This window comes from Aliiroseovarius crassostreae, from assembly GCF_049803815.1.
Taxonomy (GTDB): domain Bacteria; phylum Pseudomonadota; class Alphaproteobacteria; order Rhodobacterales; family Rhodobacteraceae; genus Aliiroseovarius; species Aliiroseovarius crassostreae_A.
The window spans coordinates 1-21809 of sequence record NZ_JBNAGI010000011.1 but is presented as its reverse complement, the minus strand read 5'-3'; the positions used below and the strand labels follow the sequence as shown (position 1 = coordinate 21809).

Below are 21809 nucleotides of genomic sequence, written 5' to 3'. Positions count from 1 at the left end.
GCCCAACGGGGTTCTAGTTTTCTAGTTTTCTAGTTTTCTAGTTTTCTAGTTTTCTAGTTTTCTAGTTTTCTAGTTTTCTAGTTTTCTAGTTTTCTAGTTTTCTAGTTTTCTAGTTTTCTAGTTTTCTGACCAAACCACGCCCTGCGTGTATTCGCCCCTTCTCCTGAACTATTGCAGCATAGACGCGCGCCCCGCCCCCCCATATAACCGGGGCAACATCCATCGGAGGCTGCGTTTGCTTTTGGGGGCACGTCCGCGCAAAAAAGGGGCCACCCGAAGGCGGCCCCAGTTCGGGCAGGAATGCCAATGAGGCAAACAGGTTATTTGTCGAGGTTCTCCACAATGCGGTCCGCAAAGACGTCGATCATACCGTTGTAATACAGCTCGCTGTCCTTGGTCAGGGTGGACAGATCGAAGTCTTCCGGCAGCACCACCAGTATATCGTCGAAGGCCACGCTCAGGTCATAGGCCTCGTATTTGGAATGGTCATACGAGCTGGTGATTTTGACTCGCGCGGCCATCTTGGAATCGGCCACCCCCACAGCGGATTGCAGCGTGTTGGCCAGTTCGACCTCATCCATATCCACGATGATGCTCACGCCTTCGTCGTCGAACCGGTCGGTCAGGCGTTCGGCGATCGCATTTTTCGGGTCATCTTCGATATTGGCCCATTGCCCGGCGGCACTTGGGTTGTTGAGGTCATCAAGCTCGATCTCAACCTCAATATCTTTCACCATCGTTGTGTCGGCGAAAAGCGGGGCTGTGCTGGTCATCAGGGCAGCGGTCACCAGGCCGGCTTTCACGGTTTTATGGAACATCATTGGATTTCTCCTTTGTTGCTTTACTGCGCGTTGCGCTTGCTATGGTGCGATAACGTGTGCTTGCAAATTTCGTTCCAGATTGTTTTTGTAAAACAGGCCACCGCCGCAGGGATCGGCGTGATCTTGCCATATCGTGCAGGCAACACACGCCCGGAAAACGAGAGGCGCGGCAAGCGAAACGGGTGCACGGTATTTCTGCTGTTCACCTGCCTTTTTCGCCGCCTTCCCCCTTGCGCCCTCGTCCGACTTGTCGTAATCCAACACCCGGCCTTAGGGGTATAGCTCAGTTGGTAGAGCGACGGTCTCCAAAACCGTAGGTCGCGGGTTCGAACCCTGCTGCCCCTGCCACGTCCTTCCGCACATATGTCAGATGCCAGCCGCGCCGCGAATGCCGGGGCTGTTTCGCCGTTCAAAAGGCGGGGTGGGGGAGTGATCACTCTTTGCGCAGTCTTTGCACAGTCTTTTCTCTGGCGGGCTTGAAAATTCCGCGCGCTCAGCGTATCTCACCGCCTGACCCTTCAAGGCTGAGAGATATCATGACCAATCCGCTTCAATTCATCCAGCAGGTGCGCGCCGAGGTTTCCAAGGTCACCTGGCCGACCCGCCGCGAAGTGCTGCTGACCACGGCGATGGTCTTTGTGCTGGCCTCGCTGACCGCATTGTTCTTTTCGCTGGTGGATCTGGGCATCCGCAGCGCGCTGACCGGCGTTCTGGGCATGTTCGGCTAATCGAAAACGACGCGCCTTTGGCCTTGCGAAAATGCAGTGGCCCCCTTGAATTCCCTTGCTTTCACGGGTAGTCCGGGCGCTATAACGAGACAGGGCGTGCGGCGAATCAAGTTGCACGCCGCTTTTTTATCCCCCAGAGCTTTTGCGCGTTTTGACAACGCGGGGCGCGCGCGGGGGGGGCTGACCGGGGCCTGACCCCTTAACGAGATGAAAACGAGACGAGGCTGAAATGGCGAAACGCTGGTATTCGGTAAGTGTGCTGTCGAACTTCGAAAAGAAGATCGCCGAACAGATTCGTACGGAAGTGGTTGAAAAGGGTCTGGAAGACCAGATCGACGAAGTTCTGGTGCCGACCGAAGAAGTGATCGAAGTGCGTCGCGGCAAGAAAGTGACCACTGAGCGCCGCTTTATGCCCGGCTACGTTCTGGTCCACATGGAAATGTCGGACGAAGGCTATCACCTGATCAACTCGATCAACCGCGTCACCGGTTTCCTGGGCCCGCAGGGTCGCCCGATGCCGATGCGCGACGCCGAGGTGCAGGGCATCCTGGGCCGCGTGGAAGAAGGGGCCGAAGCACCGAAACTGATGATCAGCTTCGAAGTGGGCGAAAAGGTCAATGTGACCGACGGCCCGTTCGAAGGGTTCGACGGCACCGTGGAAGAGGTGGACGAAGACAACAACCGCCTGAAGGTCACCGTGTCGATCTTCGGTCGCGCCACCCCGGTCGAACTGGAATACACCCAGGTCACCAAACAGGCCTGATCTTTGCGGTTTCATTCGGGTGACGAAGACCCCGGATGGCGAGAGGTCGATCCGCGATTGAAATGGCGACTGAAATTGAACAAGGGCAGGTGGCAACGCCTGCCTTTTTCTTTGCACGCTCGCGGTACCGCTCCATTGGTGCGCGCAATCGACGGCCCGTGGGGGCGCATCCTGCCGGATTGCCCCGGAATCACTTGCGCCCGCAGGAAGATCGGTGTACTGGCACCCATCGCGTCCCGGATCGAACATCCGGGCGTGTTCTTTTGCGTGGGGGGGAAAGGGTCGCGACCCGGCACCAGACCACGACAATGAAAGGTCTTGAAACGCGTTTTAAGGCCGTTGTTAAAGGAGAAGCCAAATGGCTAAAAAAGTAGCTGGCACGATGAAGCTGCAGGTTCCTGCAGGTCAAGCCAACCCCTCGCCGCCCGTCGGCCCTGCGCTGGGTCAGCGCGGCATCAACATCATGGAATTCTGCAAGGCCTTCAACGCGAAGACCCAGGACATGGAGCCCGGCGCGCCGTGCCCGACCGTGATCACCTATTACCAGGACAAATCCTTTGCGATGGACATCAAGACGCCGCCGGCTTCTTATTACCTGCGCAAAGCGGCCAAGCTGAAGTCGGGCGCAAACAACCCCGGCCGTGAAGTTGTGGGCACCGTGACCGCCGCTCAGGTGAAAGAAATCGCCGAAGCGAAAATGAAAGATCTGAACGCGAACGACATCGACGCCGCGATGCAGATCATCCTGGGCTCTGCCCGCTCCATGGGCATCGAGGTGAAGTAAGATGGCGAAACTGGGTAAACGTACCAAAGCCGCTCGCGAAGCATTCGCCGGCAAAGAGAACCTGACCGTGGAAGAAGCTGTTGCTCTGGTCAAAGGCAACGCAAGCGCCAAGTTCGACGAAACCGTGGAAATCGCCCTGAATCTGGGCGTTGACACCCGTCACGCTGACCAGATGGTGCGCGGTGTGGTTGGCCTGCCGAACGGCACCGGCAAAACCATGCGCGTGGCTGTCTTCGCCCGTGGCCCGAAAGCTGAAGAAGCTCAGGCCGCTGGGGCGGACATCGTTGGCGCCGAAGACCTGATGGAGCAGATCCAGGGCGGCAACATCGATTTCGATCGCTGCATTGCAACCCCGGACATGATGCCGGTTGTGGGTCGTCTGGGTAAAATCCTGGGCCCGCGCAACCTGATGCCGAACCCCAAAGTTGGCACCGTGACCATGGACGTGAAAGCGGCCGTGGAAGCTGCCAAAGGCGGTGAAGTGCAGTTCAAAGCCGAAAAAGGCGGTGTTGTGCACGCAGGCGTTGGCAAAGCGTCGTTTGACGAAGCCAAGCTGGTTGAAAACGTGCGCGCCTTTGTGGACGCCGTTCAGAAAGCCAAGCCGTCGGGTGCCAAAGGCGCTTACATGAAAAAGGTCGTTCTGACCTCGACCATGGGTCCGGGCGTCACCCTGGACATCGACAACGCCACTGGCAATTAAGGCGAGTTCGTAAGAATTCTGCCCCCGGAAAAGCGATTGCCGGCAATCGCGACCGGAAGGCCGGAAACGAATATCAAAGGGCGTCCTTCGGGGCGCCCTTTTGCTTTTGTTGGAATCTTATGCTAGTCTCGCTGGGATCTGGAAACGGGCGTGGGGAAATCCGCACGCCCGATTAAGGGTTGGAAAACCCCTTAAAACCCTCTAAAGACAATCCTGCAGCTCAGCGTGCGATTCGTCGTGCGCTGTTTTGCATTTCGTCCGAGACGGTGGGTGACCCCGGCGGGCAGGCGGTAAGCAACTGATACAGATGTTAAATCGCACGCGCGCAAGGATCATAATTCCTGCCTGAGACGGGAAATGGACAAAAGAATTCTCATGGGCTGGCTGGCCCTGGGGCGATTTTGCGAAGGACCCGTAAAGGACCCGATTGCCGGGTTTTCCCTGAAAACCTGGTGAAATAAGAGCCGGAGGGGTCAACCCTCCATACTTGGAGTGAAACTGTGGATAGAGCACAAAAAGAGAAGCTGGTCGACGAACTCGGCCAAATCTTTGAAAGCTCTGGCGTTGTAGTGGTTGCCCACTACGCGGGTATGACAGTTGCCGAAATGCAGGACCTGCGGTCGCAAATGCGCGAAGCTGGCGGGTCGGTGCGTGTTGCCAAGAACAGGCTCGCCAAAATCGCTCTGGAAGGTAAGCCGGTCGCTTCGATCGCCGACCTCCTTTCGGGCATGACCGTTCTTGCCTATTCCGAAGATCCTGTGGCCGCGGCCAAGGTGATGGACGCATACGCCAAGACCAACGACAAGTTGGAAATCCTTGGTGGTGCAATGGGTGAGACCGCTCTGGATCTGGCTGGTGTGAAAGCCGTTGCCGCTATGCCGTCGCGTGAAGAGCTTATTGCTTCGATCGTGGGCTGCATTGGCGCACCTGCTTCGAACATCGCTGGGGCCATTGGCGCACCTGCTTCGAACATCGCATCCATTCTCTCGACCATCGAAGAGAAAGCTGCATAAGCAAACTGACACACCCGCGTGGGGACAAGTCCTACACGTTGGAACACATCTAAATCGAACGGAAACAGTAAAATGGCTGATCTGAAGAAACTTGCTGAAGAGATCGTTGGTCTGACCCTTCTCGAAGCACAAGAACTGAAAACCATCCTCAAAGACGAGTACGGCATCGAGCCGGCTGCTGGTGGCGCTGTTGTTATGGCTGCCGGTGGCGACGCTGGTGGCGCCGCTGAGGAAGAAAAAACCGAATTCGACGTCGTTCTGAAGAACGCCGGCGCTTCGAAAATCAACGTGATCAAAGAAGTTCGCGGCATCACCGGTCTTGGCCTGAAAGAAGCCAAAGAGCTGGTCGAAGCTGGCGGCAAGATCAAAGAAGGCGTGGACAAAGCCGAAGCAGAAGACATCAAAGGCAAGCTGGAAGCAGCTGGCGCAGAAGTCGAGCTGGCCTAAGCCTTGCGCTTTTGAGGGCGGCTTAGCCCTTTGAATACTGGCTGGGCCCGGAGATATCCGGGTCCAGCCGAACCTGTCTTGGAGAGGGGCAATGTCAGCCCCGGCAAAAAAAAGCCAGGTCGCGTGATGCGGCCCCTCTCCTGGGAAAGGTTCGGACGGGAGGAGACCCTTGGGACGGTCTCCATGAATTTGTCCATCTCCCCAATCTCGGACGAGGCGTTGCCGGGGACCCGACGGTCGGCGCCACAGTTGAGAACATGAAAGGTAGTTACCGGATGGCGCAGACCTATCTTGGCCAAAAACGCTTGCGTAAATACTACGGTAAAATCCGTGAAGTATTGGAGATGCCGAACCTGATCGAGGTTCAGAAAGCCTCTTACGATCTTTTCCTCAAATCCGGCGATCAGCCCCAGCCGATGGACGGCGAGGGCATCAACGCCGTTTTCCAATCGGTTTTCCCGATCAAGGATTTCAATGAAACCGCCATTCTCGAGTTCGTGAAATACGAACTGGAAACGCCGAAGTTTGACGTGGAAGAATGCCAACAGCGCGACCTGACCTATTCGGCCCCGCTGAAGGTTACCCTGCGCCTGATCGTCTTTGATGTGGACGAAGACACCGGCGCCAAGTCGGTGAAAGACATCAAGGAACAAGACGTGTTCATGGGTGACATGCCCCTGATGACGCCGAACGGCACCTTTGTGGTGAACGGCACCGAGCGTGTGATCGTGTCGCAGATGCACCGTTCGCCGGGTGTGTTCTTTGACCACGACAAGGGCAAGACCCATTCGTCGGGCAAGCTGCTCTTTGCCTGCCGCATCATTCCCTACCGCGGCTCCTGGCTCGACTTTGAGTTTGACGCGAAAGACATCGTCTTTGCCCGCATCGACCGCCGTCGCAAACTGCCTGTGACCACCCTGCTTTATGCGCTGGGTCTGGACCAGGAAGGCATCATGGATGCCTATTACGACACCGTTAACTACAAGCTTGAGAAGAACAAAGGGTGGGTCACCAAGTTCTTCCCCGAGCGTGTGGCCGGCACCCGTCCGGTGCAGGATCTGATCGACGCTGCCTCGGGCGAAGTGATTGCCGAAGCTGGCAAGAAAATCACCCCGCGCGCCGTCAAGAAGCTGATGGAATCGGGCGAAGTGACCAACCTTCTGGTGCCGTTCGACAGCATCGTTGGGCGTTATGTGGCCAAGGATATCATCAACGAAGAAACGGGTGCGATCTATGTCGAAGCCGGGGACGAGCTGACCCTGGAATACGACAAGGATGGCGAGCTGATCGGCGGGTCGCTGAAAGAGCTGATGGATGCCGGCATCACCGATATCCCGGTTCTCGACATCGACAATATCAATGTCGGTCCCTACATCCGCAACACGATGGCCGCTGACAAGAACATGGGCCGCGACACCGCGCTCATGGACATCTACCGCGTGATGCGCCCGGGTGAACCGCCCACGGTTGAGGCCGCTTCGGCCCTGTTTGACACCCTGTTCTTCGATTCAGAGCGTTACGACCTGTCGGCCGTTGGTCGCGTGAAGATGAACATGCGTCTGGCACTGGATGCCGAAGACACCCAGCGTACGCTGCGCCGCGAAGACATCATTGCCTGTATCAAGGCGCTGGTGGAACTGCGTGACGGCAAAGGCGACGTGGACGACATCGACCACCTCGGCAACCGTCGTGTGCGATCAGTGGGCGAACTGATGGAAAATCAGTACCGCGTGGGCCTTCTGCGTATGGAGCGCGCGATCAAGGAGCGCATGTCGTCGGTCGAGATCGACACCGTCATGCCGCAAGACCTGATCAACGCGAAACCGGCCGCGGCCGCGGTGCGTGAATTCTTCGGCTCGTCGCAGCTGTCGCAGTTCATGGACCAAACCAACCCGCTGTCGGAAGTCACCCACAAACGCCGCCTGTCGGCGCTTGGGCCGGGTGGTCTGACCCGCGAACGTGCTGGCTTTGAGGTGCGTGACGTTCACGCCACCCATTATGGCCGTATGTGTCCGATTGAAACGCCGGAAGGGCCGAACATTGGTCTGATCAACTCGCTGGCCACCTTTGCCCGCGTGAACAAATACGGCTTCATCGAAACCCCTTATCGTAAGGTTGTGGACGGCAAGGTCACCGACGAGGTGAACTATATGTCCGCCACCGAAGAGATGCGCCACACCGTGGCCCAGGCCAACGCGCATCTGGACGAAGAAGGCCGGTTTGAAAACGATCTGGTGAACACCCGTCAGTCGGGCGAATACACCATGGCACCGCGTGACAATGTCGACCTGATCGACGTGTCGCCGAAACAGTTGGTGTCTGTGGCGGCTTCGCTCATTCCGTTCCTTGAAAATGACGACGCCAACCGCGCCCTGATGGGCTCGAACATGCAACGTCAGGCCGTGCCGCTGCTGCGGGCCGAGGCCCCCTTTGTGGGCACCGGTATCGAAGGCAAGGTTGCGATTGACTCGGGCGCGGCCATTCAGGCCAAACGCGGCGGCGTGATCGACCAGGTGGACGCCACCCGGATCGTTGTGCGCGCCACCGAAGATCTGGAACTGGGCGACGCGGGTGTGGACATCTATCGTCTGCGCAAATTCCAGCGTTCGAACCAGAACACCTGCATCAACCAACGTCCGTTGGTGAAAGTGGGTCAGAAAGTGTCGAAAGGCGAAGTGGTTGCTGATGGTCCGTCGACCGATATGGGCGAACTGGCCTTGGGCAAAAACGTGGTTGTCGCGTTCATGCCCTGGAACGGCTACAACTATGAAGACTCGATCCTGATTTCGGAGCGCATCGCGCGTGACGATGTGTTCACCTCGGTGCACATTGAGGAGTTTGAAGTCGCCGCCCGTGACACCAAGCTTGGGCCGGAAGAGATCACCCGCGACATTCCGAACGTCGGTGAAGAAGCGCTGCGCAACCTCGATGAGGCTGGCGTTGTCTATATCGGTGCGGACGTGGAACCGGGCGACATTCTGGTTGGTAAGATCACCCCGAAAGGCGAAAGCCCGATGACGCCGGAAGAAAAGCTTCTGCGCGCCATCTTCGGCGAAAAAGCCTCGGACGTGCGCGACACCTCGCTGCGCGTGAAACCGGGTGACTTCGGGACCGTTGTGGAAGTCCGTGTCTTCAACCGCCATGGTGTGGAAAAAGACGAACGTGCCCTGCAGATCGAGCGTGAAGAGGTCGAAAGCCTTGCCCGTGACCGCGATGACGAGCTCAACATCCTGGAGCGCAACATCTATGCGCGCCTCAAGGGGATGATCCTCGGCAAAGTGGCTGTGAAAGGCCCGAAAGGCGTGAAAGCCGGTTCGACCATCACCGAAGAACTGCTCGACACCCTGTCGCGCGGTCAATGGTGGCAGCTGGCCTTGGAAGACGAAGATGACGCCAAGATCGTTGAGGCGCTGAACGAACAGTTCGAAGCCCAGAAACGTGCGCTTGAGCATCGCTTTGAAGACAAGGTTGAAAAGGTCCGTCGTGGCGACGACCTGCCGCCGGGTGTGATGAAGATGGTCAAAGTCTTCATCGCCGTGAAGCGCAAGCTGCAGCCGGGCGATAAGATGGCCGGTCGTCACGGGAACAAAGGTGTGATTTCCAAGGTTGTGCCGATGGAAGACATGCCGTTCCTGGCGGACGGGACCCCGGTCGACTTCTGTCTGAACCCGCTGGGTGTGCCGTCGCGGATGAACGTTGGTCAGATCCTTGAAACCCACATGGGTTGGGCCGCACGCGGCCTGGGTCTGAACGTGGACGAAGCCCTGGGTGAATACCGCCGGTCCGGCGATCTGACCCCGGTGCGCGAAGCCATGCGCATCGCCTATGGCGACGATGTCTATGAAGAAGGCATCGTGGGCATGGACGAAGACGAACTGGTGGATGCCGCAGGCAATGTCACCCGTGGTGTGCCGATTGCAACGCCGGTCTTTGACGGCGCGAAAGAGGCTGACGTGAACGACGCGCTGACCCGCGCCGGGTTCGACACCTCGGGCCAATCGGTTCTGTTTGACGGTCGTACCGGTGAACAGTTCTCGCGCGAAGTGACCGTGGGTGTGAAATACCTGCTGAAACTGCACCACCTTGTGGACGACAAGATCCACGCGCGCTCGACGGGCCCGTACTCGCTTGTGACCCAGCAGCCGCTGGGTGGTAAGGCGCAGTTCGGTGGCCAGCGCTTCGGTGAGATGGAAGTCTGGGCCTTGGAAGCATATGGCGCGGCCTACACGCTGCAAGAGATGCTGACGGTGAAATCGGATGACGTTGCAGGCCGGACGAAAGTCTATGAAAGCATCGTCAAAGGCGAGGACAATTTCGAAGCCGGCGTGCCGGAATCGTTCAACGTTCTGGTCAAAGAAGTCCGCGGCCTCGGCCTCAACATGGAACTCCTGGATGCGGAGGGTGAGGAGTAAGGCGCCCGCCTTACCCCTCCCACCCTTCCCCTTAGAAAAAGGAACGCAAAATGAACCAGGAATTGACAACCAACCCGTTCAACCCGCTGACCCCGCCGAAGGTTTTCGACGAAATCAAGGTGTCGCTGGCCAGCCCGGAACGGATCCTGTCTTGGTCCTATGGTGAGATCAAGAAACCCGAAACCATCAACTACCGCACGTTCAAGCCCGAACGTGACGGCCTGTTCTGCGCGCGGATCTTTGGCCCGATCAAAGATTACGAATGCCTCTGCGGCAAATATAAGCGCATGAAATATCGCGGCGTTGTCTGCGAGAAATGTGGTGTTGAAGTTACCCTTCAAAAAGTACGTCGCGAGCGTATGGGCCACATCGAACTGGCCGCGCCCGTCGCGCATATCTGGTTCCTCAAGTCGCTGCCGTCGCGCATCGGCCTGATGCTGGACATGACCCTGCGTGATCTGGAACGCATCCTCTACTTCGAAAACTACGTGGTGATCGAGCCGGGCCTGACCGACCTCACCTATGGTCAGCTGATGACCGAAGAAGAGTATATGGACGCCCAGGACACTTACGGCATGGACGCTTTCACCGCCAATATCGGTGCAGAAGCCATCCGTGAGATGCTGAGCCAGATTGATCTGGAAGCGGAAGCCGAGCAGCTGCGCGCTGATCTGTCTGAGGCCACCGGTGAATTGAAGCCGAAGAAGATCATCAAGCGTCTGAAAATTGTTGAGTCGTTCCTCGAGTCGGGCAACCGCCCCGAGTGGATGATCATGACCGTTGTGCCCGTGATCCCGCCAGAGCTGCGCCCGCTGGTGCCGCTGGATGGTGGCCGTTTCGCGACTTCGGATCTCAATGATCTCTATCGCCGCGTGATCAACCGGAACAACCGTCTGAAGCGTCTGATCGAACTGCGTGCGCCCGACATCATCGTGCGCAACGAAAAGCGGATGCTGCAGGAATCTGTGGATGCGCTGTTTGACAACGGCCGTCGTGGTCGCGTGATCACCGGCGCCAACAAGCGTCCGCTGAAATCGCTCTCGGACATGCTGAAAGGTAAGCAAGGTCGCTTCCGTCAGAACCTTTTGGGCAAACGCGTCGACTTCTCGGGTCGTTCGGTCATTGTGACCGGCCCGGAACTGAAGCTGCACCAATGTGGTCTGCCGAAAAAGATGGCGCTCGAACTCTTTAAGCCGTTCATCTATTCGCGTCTCGAAGCCAAAGGGCTGTCTTCCACCGTGAAGCAAGCCAAGAAACTGGTGGAAAAAGAGCGTCCGGAAGTTTGGGATATCCTCGATGAGGTGATCCGCGAACACCCGGTCATGCTGAACCGTGCGCCCACGCTGCACCGTCTCGGCATCCAGGCGTTTGAACCGGTTCTGATCGAAGGTAAAGCGATCCAGCTGCACCCGCTTGTCTGTTCGGCGTTCAACGCTGACTTTGACGGGGACCAGATGGCTGTTCACGTGCCCCTTTCGCTGGAAGCCCAGCTGGAAGCGCGTGTTCTGATGATGTCGACCAACAACGTGCTGTCGCCCGCCAACGGCGCGCCGATCATCGTTCCGTCGCAGGATATGATCTTGGGGCTCTATTATATCTCGATGGAGCGCGAAGGCATGAAGGGCGAAGGCATGGTCTTTGCCGACGTGGACGAAGTGATCCACGCGCTGGACGCTGGCGAAGTGCATCTGCACGCCAAGGTTCAGGCCCGCCTGCCGCAGGTTGATGCCGAAGGCAACACCGTCATGGTGCGTTTTGACACCACGCCGGGCCGGATCCGTCTTGGCGCGCTGCTGCCGCAAAACAACAAGGCGCCGTTTGAACTGGTGAACCGTCTTCTGCGCAAGAAAGAGGTGCAGCAGGTCATCGACACCGTCTACCGGTATTGCGGTCAGAAGGAATCGGTTATCTTCTGTGACCAGATCATGTCGATGGGCTTCAAAGAAGCGTTCAAGGCTGGCATTTCGTTCGGTAAAGACGACATGGTGATCCCCGACAACAAGTGGGACATCGTCGACGAAACCCGTGACCAGGTGAAGGGTTTTGAGCAGCAATACATGGACGGTCTCATCACCCTTGGCGAGAAATACAACAAGGTGGTCGATGCCTGGTCGAAATGTAACGACAAGGTCACTGACGCGATGATGGGCACCATCTCGGCCAACAAGCGCGATGAAAATGGCGCCGAAATGGAACCGAACTCGGTTTACATGATGGCCCACTCCGGTGCGCGTGGTTCTGTCACGCAGATGAAACAGCTGGGCGGGATGCGCGGCCTGATGGCGAAACCGTCGGGCGAGATTATCGAAACGCCGATTATCTCGAACTTTAAAGAAGGTCTGACCGTGCTCGAGTACTTCAACTCGACCCACGGGGCCCGGAAAGGTCTGTCGGATACCGCTCTGAAAACCGCGAACTCGGGGTACCTGACCCGTCGTCTGGTGGACGTGGCCCAAGACTGCATCGTGCGCGAAGTGGACTGCGGCACTGAAAATGCGATCACCGTGGAAGCGGCGGTCAATGACGGTGAAGTGGTGGCCTCGCTGGGCGAACGCGTTCTGGGCCGTGTGGCGGCTGATGACGTGATCAAGCCGGGCACGGACGAAGTGATGGTCGCCAAAGGCGAGCTGATCGACGAACGCAAGGCCGACGTGCTGGAAGAAAGCGGGATCGCCGCCGTGCGCATCCGCTCGCCCCTGACCTGTGAAGCCGAAGAAGGCGTCTGCGCCAACTGCTATGGTCGTGACCTCGCGCGCGGCACCCGCGTAAACACCGGCGAAGCCGTCGGCATCATCGCGGCCCAGTCGATCGGTGAACCCGGCACGCAGCTGACCATGCGGACCTTCCACATTGGTGGGGTTGCACAGGGTGGTCAGCAGTCGTTCCAGGAAGCCAACCAGGAAGGCAAGATCGAGTATCGTAACGCCAATGTTCTGGAAGATCGCAACGGCGAAACCGTTGTGATGGGCCGCAACATGGTGGTTGCCATCGTGGATGAAAACGGTGTGGAACGTGCTGCGTTCAAACCGGGCTACGGTGCCAAATTGTTTGTCAAAGACGGTGTCAATGTGGCCCGCGGCGACAAGCTCTTCGAATGGGACCCGTTCACCCTTCCGGTGATCGCCGAGAAAGACGGTAAGGCCAAGTTCCTTGACCTCGTCTCCGGCATCTCGGTGCGGGATGAGACCGATGACGCAACCGGCATGACGCAGAAAATCGTGACCGACTGGCGTGCTGCGCCGAAGGGCAACGAGCTGAAACCGGAAATCATCGTGGTCGATGAAAACGGTGAACCCGTGCGCAATGACGCGGGCAACCCGGTGGCTTACACCATGTCGGTGGACGCCATTCTGTCGGTCGAAGATGGTCAGTCGGTGAAAGCCGGTGACATCGTCGCACGGATCCCGCGCGAAGGGTCGAAGACGAAAGACATCACCGGTGGTCTGCCGCGTGTTGCTGAACTCTTCGAAGCCCGTCGTCCGAAAGATCACGCGATCATCGCCGAAATCGATGGCTACGTGCGCTTTGGCCGCGACTACAAGAACAAGCGTCGTATTTCGATCGAGCCGGCCGAGGAAGGCCAGGAGGCGGTTGAATACATGGTGCCCAAGGGCAAGCACATTCCGGTTGCGGAAGGTGACTTTATCCAGAAGGGCGAATATCTGATGGACGGCAACCCCGCGCCGCACGATATTCTGGCTGTTATGGGCGTGGAAGCGCTGGCCAACTACATGATCGACGAAGTTCAGGACGTGTATCGTCTGCAGGGCGTGAAGATCAACGACAAGCACATCGAGGTGATCGTTCGCCAGATGCTGCAAAAGTGGGAGATCCAGGATTCGGGCGAAACCACGCTGCTGAAAGGCGAGCATGTTGATAAGGTCGAATTTGACGCCGCAAACGAGAAAGCAGCTGCCGAAGGTCGCCGTCTGGCATCGGGTGAACCGATCCTCTTGGGCATCACCAAAGCCAGCTTGCAGACCCGTTCGTTCATCTCGGCGGCGTCGTTCCAGGAAACCACCCGCGTTCTGACCGAGGCATCTGTCCAGGGTAAGAAAGACAAGCTGGTTGGTCTGAAAGAGAACGTGATCGTGGGTCGCCTGATCCCGGCCGGGACCGGTGGGGCAACTCAGGACGTGCGCCGCGTGGCCCAGGCCCGCGACAGCGTTGTGATCGAAGAGGCCCGCGCCGAAGCCGAACAGGCGGCGATGCTGGCGGCTCCGACCGAGGATGCTTCGACCGTGTTCGGGTCGGAAAGCTCGGATGATCTGGGTCTGGTGGAAACGCCGGAAGCAGGTGGTTCGGAACAGCCGTGATCGTTATCTTAGATTTCAAATTTTCAAACGCCCCCCGGCCCGGGGGGGGGATTTTTCGTAGTGGAAGCGATAGGGAGGGCAGGGTGGGCCTCAGCTTGCGCTTCGGCCCGCTATTGGTGGCTCACGTTGTGAGGCATTTTCCGTTGCGTCGCTGCGCGCCGCGGATGGGGGCTTTGCCCCCAAACCCCCAGGATACTTGTCACCAGAAAATGCAGGATGTCCTTCCTTACATAGATTGCGTTATCTGCGTGTTGGGATTGGGCTGATGTCGGTGCGCGGAGATTGTTAAGGCGTTTCAGTTTTATCTGAACAGGGGTTGGTACGCAAACGCGCAAAGAGATATCAATGTTGTGGGCGGTTCGGAATAACTTGTGTGGCATGATGATCCCGAAACGCGATTGCATTTCATGACAGAGGAGAGCAGGCATGCCGCGTGGACCCCTGAGTGACAATATGAAGGGCGCGGCGCTGATGAGTGCCGCGATGGCGTGCTACACGCTGAATGATACCTGTATGAAACTGATCTCGACCACGATGCCGCTGGGGCAAAGCGTGGCGTTGCGCGGGGGGATCGCCGTGATGCTGATGTTTCTGGTTGGGCGATATCTGGGTGTGTTGCGATTTCGCCTGCCGAAGCGGGAATGGGGCTTGATTGTGCTGCGTGCCGGCGCGGAGGTGGTGGTCACCTATTGCTTTTTGACGGCCCTGTTCAATATGCCAATTGCCAATGTGACGGCGATCATTCAGGCCTTGCCGCTGACCGTGTCGCTGGCGGCCTGGGCGTTTTTGTCGGAACCTTTGGGGTGGCGGAGGTTGGTGGCCATTTTGATCGGCTTTGTCGGCGTGATGCTGATTGTGCAACCGGGCGGGGCGGGGTTTTCGATCTGGTCGGTTTATGCGTTGGGCGCCGTGGCGTTGATCACCTTGCGGGATCTGATCGTGCGTCGCATGGATCCGGCCACGCCCTCTTTCACTGTGGCCTTCCTGACGGCCATTGGCATCACGGTTTCTTTTTCCGTGCTGTCGTTGGGAGAGATCTGGGTTGAGGTGGATTTGAAGTCCTTTGGCCTTTTGGGACTGGCGGCGGGGTTCATCATCTGCGGGTATCTCTTTTCGGTCATGGTGATGCGGGTGGGCGAGATCGGCTTTGTCGCGCCGTTCCGTTATACGGGCCTCGTGGTGGCGTTGATCGTCGGGTATCTGTTCTTTGGCGACTGGCCGGATGGGATGACATTGCTGGGGGCCGGCATCGTGGTGGCGATGGGGATCGTCACGCTGTATCGCGAGCAAATCACGGCGCGGCGCAGCAGGGTGAAAGGAAACGCCTGACCTCAGGCCGTGGCGCCACGCCGAATGTGCGGGTCAATCCATATGGCGGGGCAGGGCCTGGGCCCGGGCGCGGTGCTGTTGCCAGCGCGGATCTGCCGCGGGGTCTTCGCCCCGCTTTGCGCACATATCGGCAACCAGATCCGCACAGCACATATGGTGCAGCCGCATCGCGCCGGGAATGTCACAGATCCGGGCATATTCCGCGTCAAACCGTGCTTTATAGGACAGGGCGTCGGTGTTTGGGGTCGAGTTGTGATTAAAGCGATGAAAGAAATCATGGGAATATCGGTCCAAACCGGCCGCTGCAGAACGTCGCCCGCGCTTAAAGTCGAATTGCTCGCGGCTTTGCAGGATATAGTGGTTGACCGAAGCATCCCCATGCACGATCCCGTCATTTTCCGTGGCATTCAGGGGCGCGCTGTCCGGGTCGTAGGCGTCCCAGCGGGACCCATCCGACAGAACCCAGTACCGCCCGTCCTTCCCCCAGGCCCCATCCCCTTGCCAATAGCGGGGGGAATGTGACCGGAGCTTGCCGAACGAGAGCGGGTTGCGGACAAAGCTTTTCACACAATTGTTCTGACGTGCCATCACGGGCGAGGATTTTACGAACCGACGATGCACCAAACCGTCTTCCCAAAGATTGTAAGAATTGGTGCCAAAGATGCGCCAATGGATGGCCATGCCCTGCCACGGCACATCGCCATTGTTCAACAGGGCGCTGATGGTCCCATCCCCCTTGTGGACCACCAGAAACTCGTCCACGTCACAGGTGAACATCCAATCCGCCTCTTTGACGAAGGGGTGTTTGCGACAGGCCAGATAGGCCGAGGGTTGGGGGTGCAGATTTTCACCGGGGGTGTGGCGCTTGGTGGCAATCTCGCCCGCGCGTTCCAAAAGGCGCAAAAGCTGTGGTGAATGGTCGGTGCAATCGTTGAACATCACCAGCACACGGTCGAACCCCAGCATCTTTTGCCAGGCGATCCATTCCAGAAGAAACGGCCCTTCATTGCGGATGGTGGTGAAGGCGAGGGTGCCTTTCATGGGGGCCTCGGCTGCTCTTATGGGAACGGTTTTGACGTCACTCTATTTTGACGTTCGTCAGCGTGCAATCCTGTTGTCACAGGCGTGATACAGGCACCGCTGTTGACAGGCCTCCCGACTCCCCTTATACGCGCGAACATCCAGCAAAGGGGGATACCCCTGCGCATCTACAGGAATTGTGGGATCAAGACCGGAACTGTTTCAAGGAACCGGCCCTCTGTGAACCAACCGCGACGTTTGCCTCGGTACGGAAACGCTCGCGGATTTTCGCTTTGTGAGGGTCGTCATGATCCTGTCATGCGAAGAAGATTTAACCGTGTGGGGCCCCGGCCTTGCGCAGACGAAGTTGAGAAACGGGAAAAGAGCCCTATGCCAACGATCCAACAGCTGATCCGCAAACCGCGTCAGCCCAAAGTCAAGCGTTCCAAGTCGCTGCACCTGGAAAGCTGCCCCCAAAAGCGCGGCGTTTGCACCCGCGTTTACACCACCACCCCGAAAAAGCCGAACTCGGCTATGCGTAAAGTTGCGAAGGTTCGCCTGACCAACGGTTTCGAGGTGATCTCCTACATCCCCGGTGAAAGCCACAACCTGCAAGAACACTCGGTTGTTCTGATCCGTGGCGGTCGTGTGAAAGACCTTCCGGGTGTCCGTTACCACATCCTGCGTGGTGTGTTGGATACCCAAGGCGTCAAAGACCGTAAGCAACGTCGTTCGAAATACGGCGCGAAGCGTCCGAAGTAAGGAGAGCCAGATATGTCTCGTCGTCACGCCGCTGAGAAGCGCCAAGTTCTGCCCGACGCCAAATTTGGCGATGTAGTTCTTTCGAAATTCATGAACAACCTGATGATCGATGGTAAGAAATCGGTCGCAGAAAAAATCGTCTATAATGCGCTCGATCGCATCGAAGACAAGATCAAGCGCGCCCCCGTGGAAGTGTTCCACGAAGCGCTGGACAACATCAAACCGTCGGTCGAAGTGCGTTCGCGCCGCGTTGGTGGTGCCACCTACCAGGTTCCGGTTGAAGTGCGCCCCGAGCGTCGCGAAGCCCTGGCCATCCGTTGGTTGATCAAAGCCGCCCGTTCGCGCAACGAAAACACCATGGAAGAGCGTCTTGCCGGCGAACTTCTGGATGCTGTGAACTCGCGCGGTACTGCCGTTAAGAAACGCGAAGACACCCACAAAATGGCCGACGCCAACAAAGCGTTCAGCCATTACCGCTGGTAAGCCAAGGAAGGATCACACCCATGGCACGCGAATATCCGCTCGAGCTGTACCGCAACTTCGGTATCATGGCTCACATCGACGCAGGGAAAACCACCTGCTCCGAGCGTATCCTCTACTACACCGGCAAGTCCCACAACATCGGTGAGGTGCACGATGGTGCAGCCACCATGGACTGGATGGAGCAGGAGCAGGAACGCGGCATCACCATCACCTCGGCTGCGACCACCACCTTCTGGGAACGCACCGAAGACGGTGAAACCGCTCAGACGCCCAAGCACCGGATGAACATCATCGACACCCCCGGCCACGTTGACTTCACCATCGAAGTTGAACGTTCGCTGGCCGTGCTCGACGGTGCTGTCTGTGTTCTGGACGCCAACGCCGGTGTTGAACCGCAAACCGAAACCGTGTGGCGTCAGGCTGACCGCTACAAGGTTCCGCGCATGGTGTTCGTCAACAAGATGGACAAGATCGGCGCTGACTTCTTCAACTGCGTTCGCATGATCGAAGACCGCACCGGCGCCCGCGCCGTTCCGGTTGGCATTCCGATCGGTGCTGAAACCGAGCTGGAAGGTCTGATCGACCTGGTGAACATGGAAGAATGGCTGTGGCAGGGGGAAGACCTTGGTGCATCCTGGGTTCGTGTTCCGATCCGTGACGAGCTGTCGGACATGGCCAACGAGTGGCGCGAGAAGATGATCGAAGCCGCCGTCGAGCAAGACGACGACGCCATGGAAGCCTATCTGGAAGGCAACGAGCCTGACGTGCCGACCCTACGCAAACTGCTGCGCAAAGGCACCTTGGCTCTGGATTTCGTTCCGGTTCTGGGTGGTTCGGCCTTTAAAAACAAAGGTGTTCAGCCGCTCTTGAACGCTGTGATCGACTATCTGCCCAGCCCGCTGGACGTTGTGGATTACATGGGCTTCAAACCCGGTGACGAAACCGAAGAGCGTAACATCGCCCGCCGTGCGGACGACGACATGGCGTTCTCGGCCCTGGCGTTCAAAATCATGAACGACCCGTTTGTGGGCTCGCTGACCTTTACCCGCGTTTACTCGGGTGTCCTGAACAAAGGCGACACGCTTTTGAACTCGACCAAAGGTAAGAAAGAGCGCGTTGGTCGTATGATGATGATGCACTCGAACGATCGTGAGGAAATCACCGAAGCGTTCGCGGGCGACATTATCGCGCTGGCCGGTCTGAAAGACACCACCACCGGTGACACACTTTGTGCCGCCAACGACCCGGTGGTTCTGGAAACCATGACCTTCCCGGATCCGGTGATCGAGATCGCGGTTGAGCCGAAAACCAAGGCCGACCAAGAGAAGATGTCGCAAGGTCTGGGCCGTCTGGCCGCTGAAGACCCGTCCTTCCGCGTGGAAACTGACCTGGAATCGGGCCAGACCATCATGAAGGGCATGGGCGAACTTCACCTGGACATCCTGGTGGACCGCCTGAAGCGCGAGTTCAAAGTGGAAGCCAACATCGGTGCCCCGCAGGTTGCCTATCGCGAGACCATCTCGAAAGCGATCGAGCACACCTACACCCACAAGAAACAGTCGGGTGGTTCGGGTCAATACGCTGAAGTCAAAATGGAAATCATGCCGACCGAAGCGGGCGAAGGTTACTCGTTCGAAAGCCGCATCGTGGGTGGTGCTGTTCCGAAGGAATACATCCCCGGCGTTGAAAAAGGCATCAACTCGGTTATGGACAGCGGCCCGCTGGCCGGCTTCCCCGTGATCGACTTCAAGGTTGCCCTGGTTGACGGTAAATTCCACGATGTTGACTCGAGCGTTCTGGCCTTTGAAATCGCAGCACGTATGTGTATGCGCGAAGGCATGAAACTGGCTGGCGCCAAGCTGCTGGAACCGATCATGAAAGTGGAAGTGATCACGCCCGAAGAGTACACCGGTGGTATCATCGGCGACCTCACCTCGCGTCGTGGTCAGGTGTCCGGTCAAGAGCCGCGCGGCAACGCGATTGCAATTGACGCAAACGTGCCGCTGGCCAACATGTTCGGCTACATCAACACCCTGCGCTCCATGTCTTCGGGCCGCGCGCAGTTCACGATGCAGTTCTCGCATTACGACCCGGTTCCGCAGAACATCTCGGACGAAATTCAGGCCAAATACGCATAAGCGTTTTTGACCACACCAAAAACCGGGCGGGGGCGGCCCCGTCCGGACCCAATTTAAAAGGAGGCCATCATGGCTAAGGAAAAGTTTGAACGCGGCAAACCGCACGTGAACATCGGCACCATCGGTCACGTTGACCACGGGAAGACCACTTTGACGGCAGCGATCACCAAGTTTTTTGGTGACTTCAAAGCCTATGACGAGATTGACGGCGCGCCGGAAGAGAAGGCCCGCGGGATCACCATCTCGACCGCTCACGTTGAGTATGAGACCGAGAACCGTCACTACGCCCACGTGGACTGCCCGGGTCACGCTGACTATGTGAAAAACATGATCACCGGCGCCGCGCAGATGGACGGTGGTATCCTGGTTGTGAACGCTGCTGACGGCCCGATGCCGCAGACCCGCGAGCACATCCTGCTGGCGCGTCAGGTTGGTGTGCCTGCTCTGGTTGTCTTCATGAACAAAGTTGACCAGGTTGACGACGAAGAGCTGCTTGAGCTGGTTGAAATGGAAGTTCGTGAACTGATGAACGAATACGACTTCCCGGGCGACGACATGCCGATCATCGCGGGTTCCGCGCTGGCCGCCATGGAAGGCCGTGACAACGCAATCGGCGAAGACAAGATCCGCGAGCTGATGGCGGCTGTTGACGAATACATCCCGACCCCGGATCGTCCGGTTGACGGCGACTTCCTGCTGCCGATCGAAGACGTGTTCTCGATCTCGGGCCGCGGTACCGTTGTGACCGGCCGTGTGGAACGTGGTGTTGTGAACGTTGGCGACGAGATCGAAATCGTTGGCATCAAGGACACCCAGAAAACCACCTGTACCGGTGTTGAAATGTTCCGCAAGCTCTTGGATCGCGGTGAAGCTGGTGACAACGTTGGTGTTCTGCTGCGCGGTATCGACCGTGAAAAAGTTGAGCGTGGCCAGGTTCTGTGTAAGCCGGGTTCGGTAAACCCGCACACCAAGTTCGAAGCCGAGGTCTATATCCTGACCAAGGAAGAAGGCGGCCGTCACACCCCGTTCTTCGCAAACTACCGTCCGCAGTTCTACTTCCGCACCACCGACGTGACCGGCACCGTTGAGCTGCCGGCCGGCACCGAAATGGTGATGCCGGGCGACAACCTGAAGTTCAACGTTGAACTGATCGCCCCGATCGCCATGGAAGAAAAGCTGCGCTTCGCCATCCGCGAAGGCGGCCGCACCGTTGGTTCGGGCGTTGTGTCGAAGATCATTGAATAATTCACACCAGTGAATGTTCAAAAAGAAGGGCCGCCCAATGGGCGGCCCTTTGCATTTGAACTCAATGATCCCGAGGCATATCATCAAGTTCTTGTTGGCAACCGAGGGGGGCCCATTTCACTGGTTGACGTGGTTAGGCGGTTGTTCTCAGGTGGCGCTGCGGAGTTTCCAATGGGAGTGAGAGAAAGTGCCGAGATGGTTCTTTGTTGTTTTGGGGATGATTTGCCTGTCCGCTGTCGTGGTGGAAAATAGGATTTCTGATCGGCGGAATGCTCCACCTGAGTGGACAATGAACGTTCTGAATTGTGTTTCGGAGAATGCGGACAGAACCACCTTTCCGGCTCGATACGATGCGATGGTCATAGATTTGAAGGAGGGGTATGAGGGAATTCAGGTCGTATTTCTTTGCGTTGATAGCATTATTTTCAGATGCGTGGGGGCCAATGATTATGACCGGTGTGAGGCTAAGCTTTTGAAAGAGGTACAGCGCTTCAATCGACATCTGGTTCAGCAGTTGGGTGCACGAAACAGCCCGGACAAAAGGCAGTCCGAATTAGAAGCTTGTCATGAAAAGTCAAAGACCCTGCCGCAGGACCGTCAGGCGAGTTTTCAATCATATTGCATTGCCGCCTCAGAGAAAGCCTTTACAGCCGATTTGCTTTTGATGTGGAAGAAAAAGTATCAATCGGATTAATCAGAAAGGTCGCCGCAAAGCGGTATTTCTTGTTGGGTATGGTAAATTGAGTAAGCCCAAGTATTTCTCTTGCGTCCACTGCCCAACGGGGTTCTAGTTTTCTAGTTTTCTAGTTTTCTAGTTTTCTAGTTTTCTAGTTTTCTAGTTTTCTAGT

The 21809-nt window shown here is 57.5% G+C and carries 17 protein-coding genes and 1 tRNA gene; 15 read left to right on the top strand and 3 right to left on the bottom strand.

All coding sequences use genetic code 11. The features are described from left to right. Positions 1-320: 320 nt before the first annotated feature. Positions 321-821 (bottom strand): hypothetical protein, encoded by a 501-nt coding sequence (locus ACP15V_RS17540; protein WP_424944967.1) that lies wholly within the window; start codon positions 819-821, stop codon positions 321-323. A gap of 39 nt (positions 822-860) precedes the next feature. Further along, positions 861-1082 carry a hypothetical protein gene (locus ACP15V_RS17535; RefSeq protein WP_424944966.1) on the bottom strand — a complete coding sequence of 74 codons (222 nt, stop codon included), beginning with the start codon at positions 1080-1082 and terminating at the stop codon, positions 861-863. An 11-nt stretch (positions 1083-1093) separates the two neighbouring features. On the opposite strand from ACP15V_RS17535, the gene ACP15V_RS17530 reads away from it, so the two are divergent. From ACP15V_RS17530 to ACP15V_RS17485, 10 genes are all read left to right on the top strand, one after another. Beyond that, positions 1094-1169, top strand: a tRNA-Trp gene (locus ACP15V_RS17530). Positions 1170-1357: 188 nt separating this feature from the next. Then, positions 1358-1549 carry a preprotein translocase subunit SecE gene (gene secE / locus ACP15V_RS17525; RefSeq protein WP_424944965.1) on the top strand — a complete coding sequence of 64 codons (192 nt, stop codon included), beginning with the start codon at positions 1358-1360 and terminating at the stop codon, positions 1547-1549. A gap of 229 nt (positions 1550-1778) precedes the next feature. Beyond that, complete coding sequence (gene nusG, locus ACP15V_RS17520; RefSeq protein ID WP_424944964.1) at positions 1779-2312, top strand: transcription termination/antitermination protein NusG; 534 nt, start codon at positions 1779-1781, stop codon at positions 2310-2312. A gap of 358 nt (positions 2313-2670) precedes the next feature. Continuing rightward, entirely contained in the window at positions 2671-3096 is a 426-nt protein-coding gene (rplK, locus tag ACP15V_RS17515; protein WP_424944963.1) for a 50S ribosomal protein L11, read from the top strand. A gap of 1 nt (position 3097) precedes the next feature. After that, a complete protein-coding gene (rplA, locus tag ACP15V_RS17510) occupies positions 3098-3796 on the top strand; it encodes a 50S ribosomal protein L1 (protein ID WP_424944962.1) in 699 nt (232 codons plus the stop codon). A gap of 500 nt (positions 3797-4296) precedes the next feature. Continuing rightward, positions 4297-4809: a 50S ribosomal protein L10 gene (rplJ, locus tag ACP15V_RS17505; RefSeq protein ID WP_424944961.1), complete on the top strand. Its 513-nt coding sequence runs from the start codon at positions 4297-4299 to the stop codon at positions 4807-4809. A gap of 72 nt (positions 4810-4881) precedes the next feature. Then, the gene (rplL, locus tag ACP15V_RS17500) at positions 4882-5256 is read left to right on the top strand and encodes a 50S ribosomal protein L7/L12 (RefSeq protein ID WP_424944960.1); all 375 of its coding nucleotides are present in this window, start codon (positions 4882-4884) and stop codon (positions 5254-5256) included. A gap of 275 nt (positions 5257-5531) precedes the next feature. Next, entirely contained in the window at positions 5532-9668 is a 4137-nt protein-coding gene (gene rpoB, locus ACP15V_RS17495) for a DNA-directed RNA polymerase subunit beta (RefSeq protein WP_424944968.1), read from the top strand. Positions 9669-9718: 50 nt separating this feature from the next. Beyond that, a complete protein-coding gene (gene rpoC, locus ACP15V_RS17490; RefSeq protein WP_424944959.1) occupies positions 9719-13984 on the top strand; it encodes a DNA-directed RNA polymerase subunit beta' in 4266 nt (1421 codons plus the stop codon). Positions 13985-14410: 426 nt separating this feature from the next. Further along, entirely contained in the window at positions 14411-15313 is a 903-nt protein-coding gene (locus ACP15V_RS17485; protein ID WP_424944958.1) for a DMT family transporter, read from the top strand. Positions 15314-15346: 33 nt separating this feature from the next. Here ACP15V_RS17485 and ACP15V_RS17480 read toward each other — a convergent pair whose 3' ends face one another. Next, positions 15347-16354: a glycosyltransferase family 2 protein gene (locus ACP15V_RS17480; RefSeq protein ID WP_424944957.1), complete on the bottom strand. Its 1008-nt coding sequence runs from the start codon at positions 16352-16354 to the stop codon at positions 15347-15349. 369 nt (positions 16355-16723) lie between these two features. Between ACP15V_RS17480 and rpsL the strand changes: the two genes are divergently transcribed. From rpsL to ACP15V_RS17455, 5 genes are all read left to right on the top strand, one after another. Further along, positions 16724-17095, top strand: a complete 372-nt coding sequence (gene rpsL, locus ACP15V_RS17475; protein ID WP_049642094.1) for a 30S ribosomal protein S12 — start codon at positions 16724-16726, stop codon at positions 17093-17095. Positions 17096-17107: 12 nt separating this feature from the next. Beyond that, entirely contained in the window at positions 17108-17578 is a 471-nt protein-coding gene (gene rpsG / locus ACP15V_RS17470) for a 30S ribosomal protein S7 (RefSeq protein WP_424944956.1), read from the top strand. Between the two features lie 20 nt (positions 17579-17598). Continuing rightward, positions 17599-19716, top strand: coding sequence for an elongation factor G (gene fusA, locus ACP15V_RS17465; RefSeq protein WP_424944955.1), 2118 nt, complete (start codon positions 17599-17601; stop codon positions 19714-19716). A 69-nt stretch (positions 19717-19785) separates the two neighbouring features. Further along, positions 19786-20961, top strand: a complete 1176-nt coding sequence (gene tuf / locus ACP15V_RS17460) for an elongation factor Tu (RefSeq protein ID WP_424944403.1) — start codon at positions 19786-19788, stop codon at positions 20959-20961. Positions 20962-21250: 289 nt separating this feature from the next. Then, on the top strand, positions 21251-21655 hold the full coding sequence (locus ACP15V_RS17455; protein ID WP_424944402.1) for a hypothetical protein: 405 nt from the start codon (positions 21251-21253) through the stop codon (positions 21653-21655). The last annotated feature ends 154 nt before the right edge of the window (positions 21656-21809 follow it).

Excerpts from the sequence above, each read along its gene's own strand:
- nusG (WP_424944964.1), top strand. The coding sequence starts at position 1,779 with ATGGCGAAACGCTGGTATTCGGTAAGTGTGCTGTCGAACTTCGAAAAG.
- rpoB (WP_424944968.1), top strand. The coding sequence starts at position 5,532 with ATGGCGCAGACCTATCTTGGCCAAAAACGCTTGCGTAAATACTACGGT.
- ACP15V_RS17480 (WP_424944957.1), bottom strand. The coding sequence starts at position 16,354 with ATGAAAGGCACCCTCGCCTTCACCACCATCCGCAATGAAGGGCCGTTT.
- rplK (WP_424944963.1), top strand. The coding sequence starts at position 2,671 with ATGGCTAAAAAAGTAGCTGGCACGATGAAGCTGCAGGTTCCTGCAGGT.
- tuf (WP_424944403.1), top strand. The coding sequence starts at position 19,786 with ATGGCTAAGGAAAAGTTTGAACGCGGCAAACCGCACGTGAACATCGGC.
- ACP15V_RS17540 (WP_424944967.1), bottom strand. The coding sequence starts at position 821 with ATGATGTTCCATAAAACCGTGAAAGCCGGCCTGGTGACCGCTGCCCTG.
- rpsG (WP_424944956.1), top strand. The coding sequence starts at position 17,108 with ATGTCTCGTCGTCACGCCGCTGAGAAGCGCCAAGTTCTGCCCGACGCC.
- secE (WP_424944965.1), top strand. The coding sequence starts at position 1,358 with ATGACCAATCCGCTTCAATTCATCCAGCAGGTGCGCGCCGAGGTTTCC.
- rpoC (WP_424944959.1), top strand. The coding sequence starts at position 9,719 with ATGAACCAGGAATTGACAACCAACCCGTTCAACCCGCTGACCCCGCCG.
- ACP15V_RS17485 (WP_424944958.1), top strand. The coding sequence starts at position 14,411 with ATGCCGCGTGGACCCCTGAGTGACAATATGAAGGGCGCGGCGCTGATG.
- rplL (WP_424944960.1), top strand. The coding sequence starts at position 4,882 with ATGGCTGATCTGAAGAAACTTGCTGAAGAGATCGTTGGTCTGACCCTT.
- fusA (WP_424944955.1), top strand. The coding sequence starts at position 17,599 with ATGGCACGCGAATATCCGCTCGAGCTGTACCGCAACTTCGGTATCATG.
- rpsL (WP_049642094.1), top strand. The coding sequence starts at position 16,724 with ATGCCAACGATCCAACAGCTGATCCGCAAACCGCGTCAGCCCAAAGTC.
- ACP15V_RS17455 (WP_424944402.1), top strand. The coding sequence starts at position 21,251 with ATGAACGTTCTGAATTGTGTTTCGGAGAATGCGGACAGAACCACCTTT.
- rplA (WP_424944962.1), top strand. The coding sequence starts at position 3,098 with ATGGCGAAACTGGGTAAACGTACCAAAGCCGCTCGCGAAGCATTCGCC.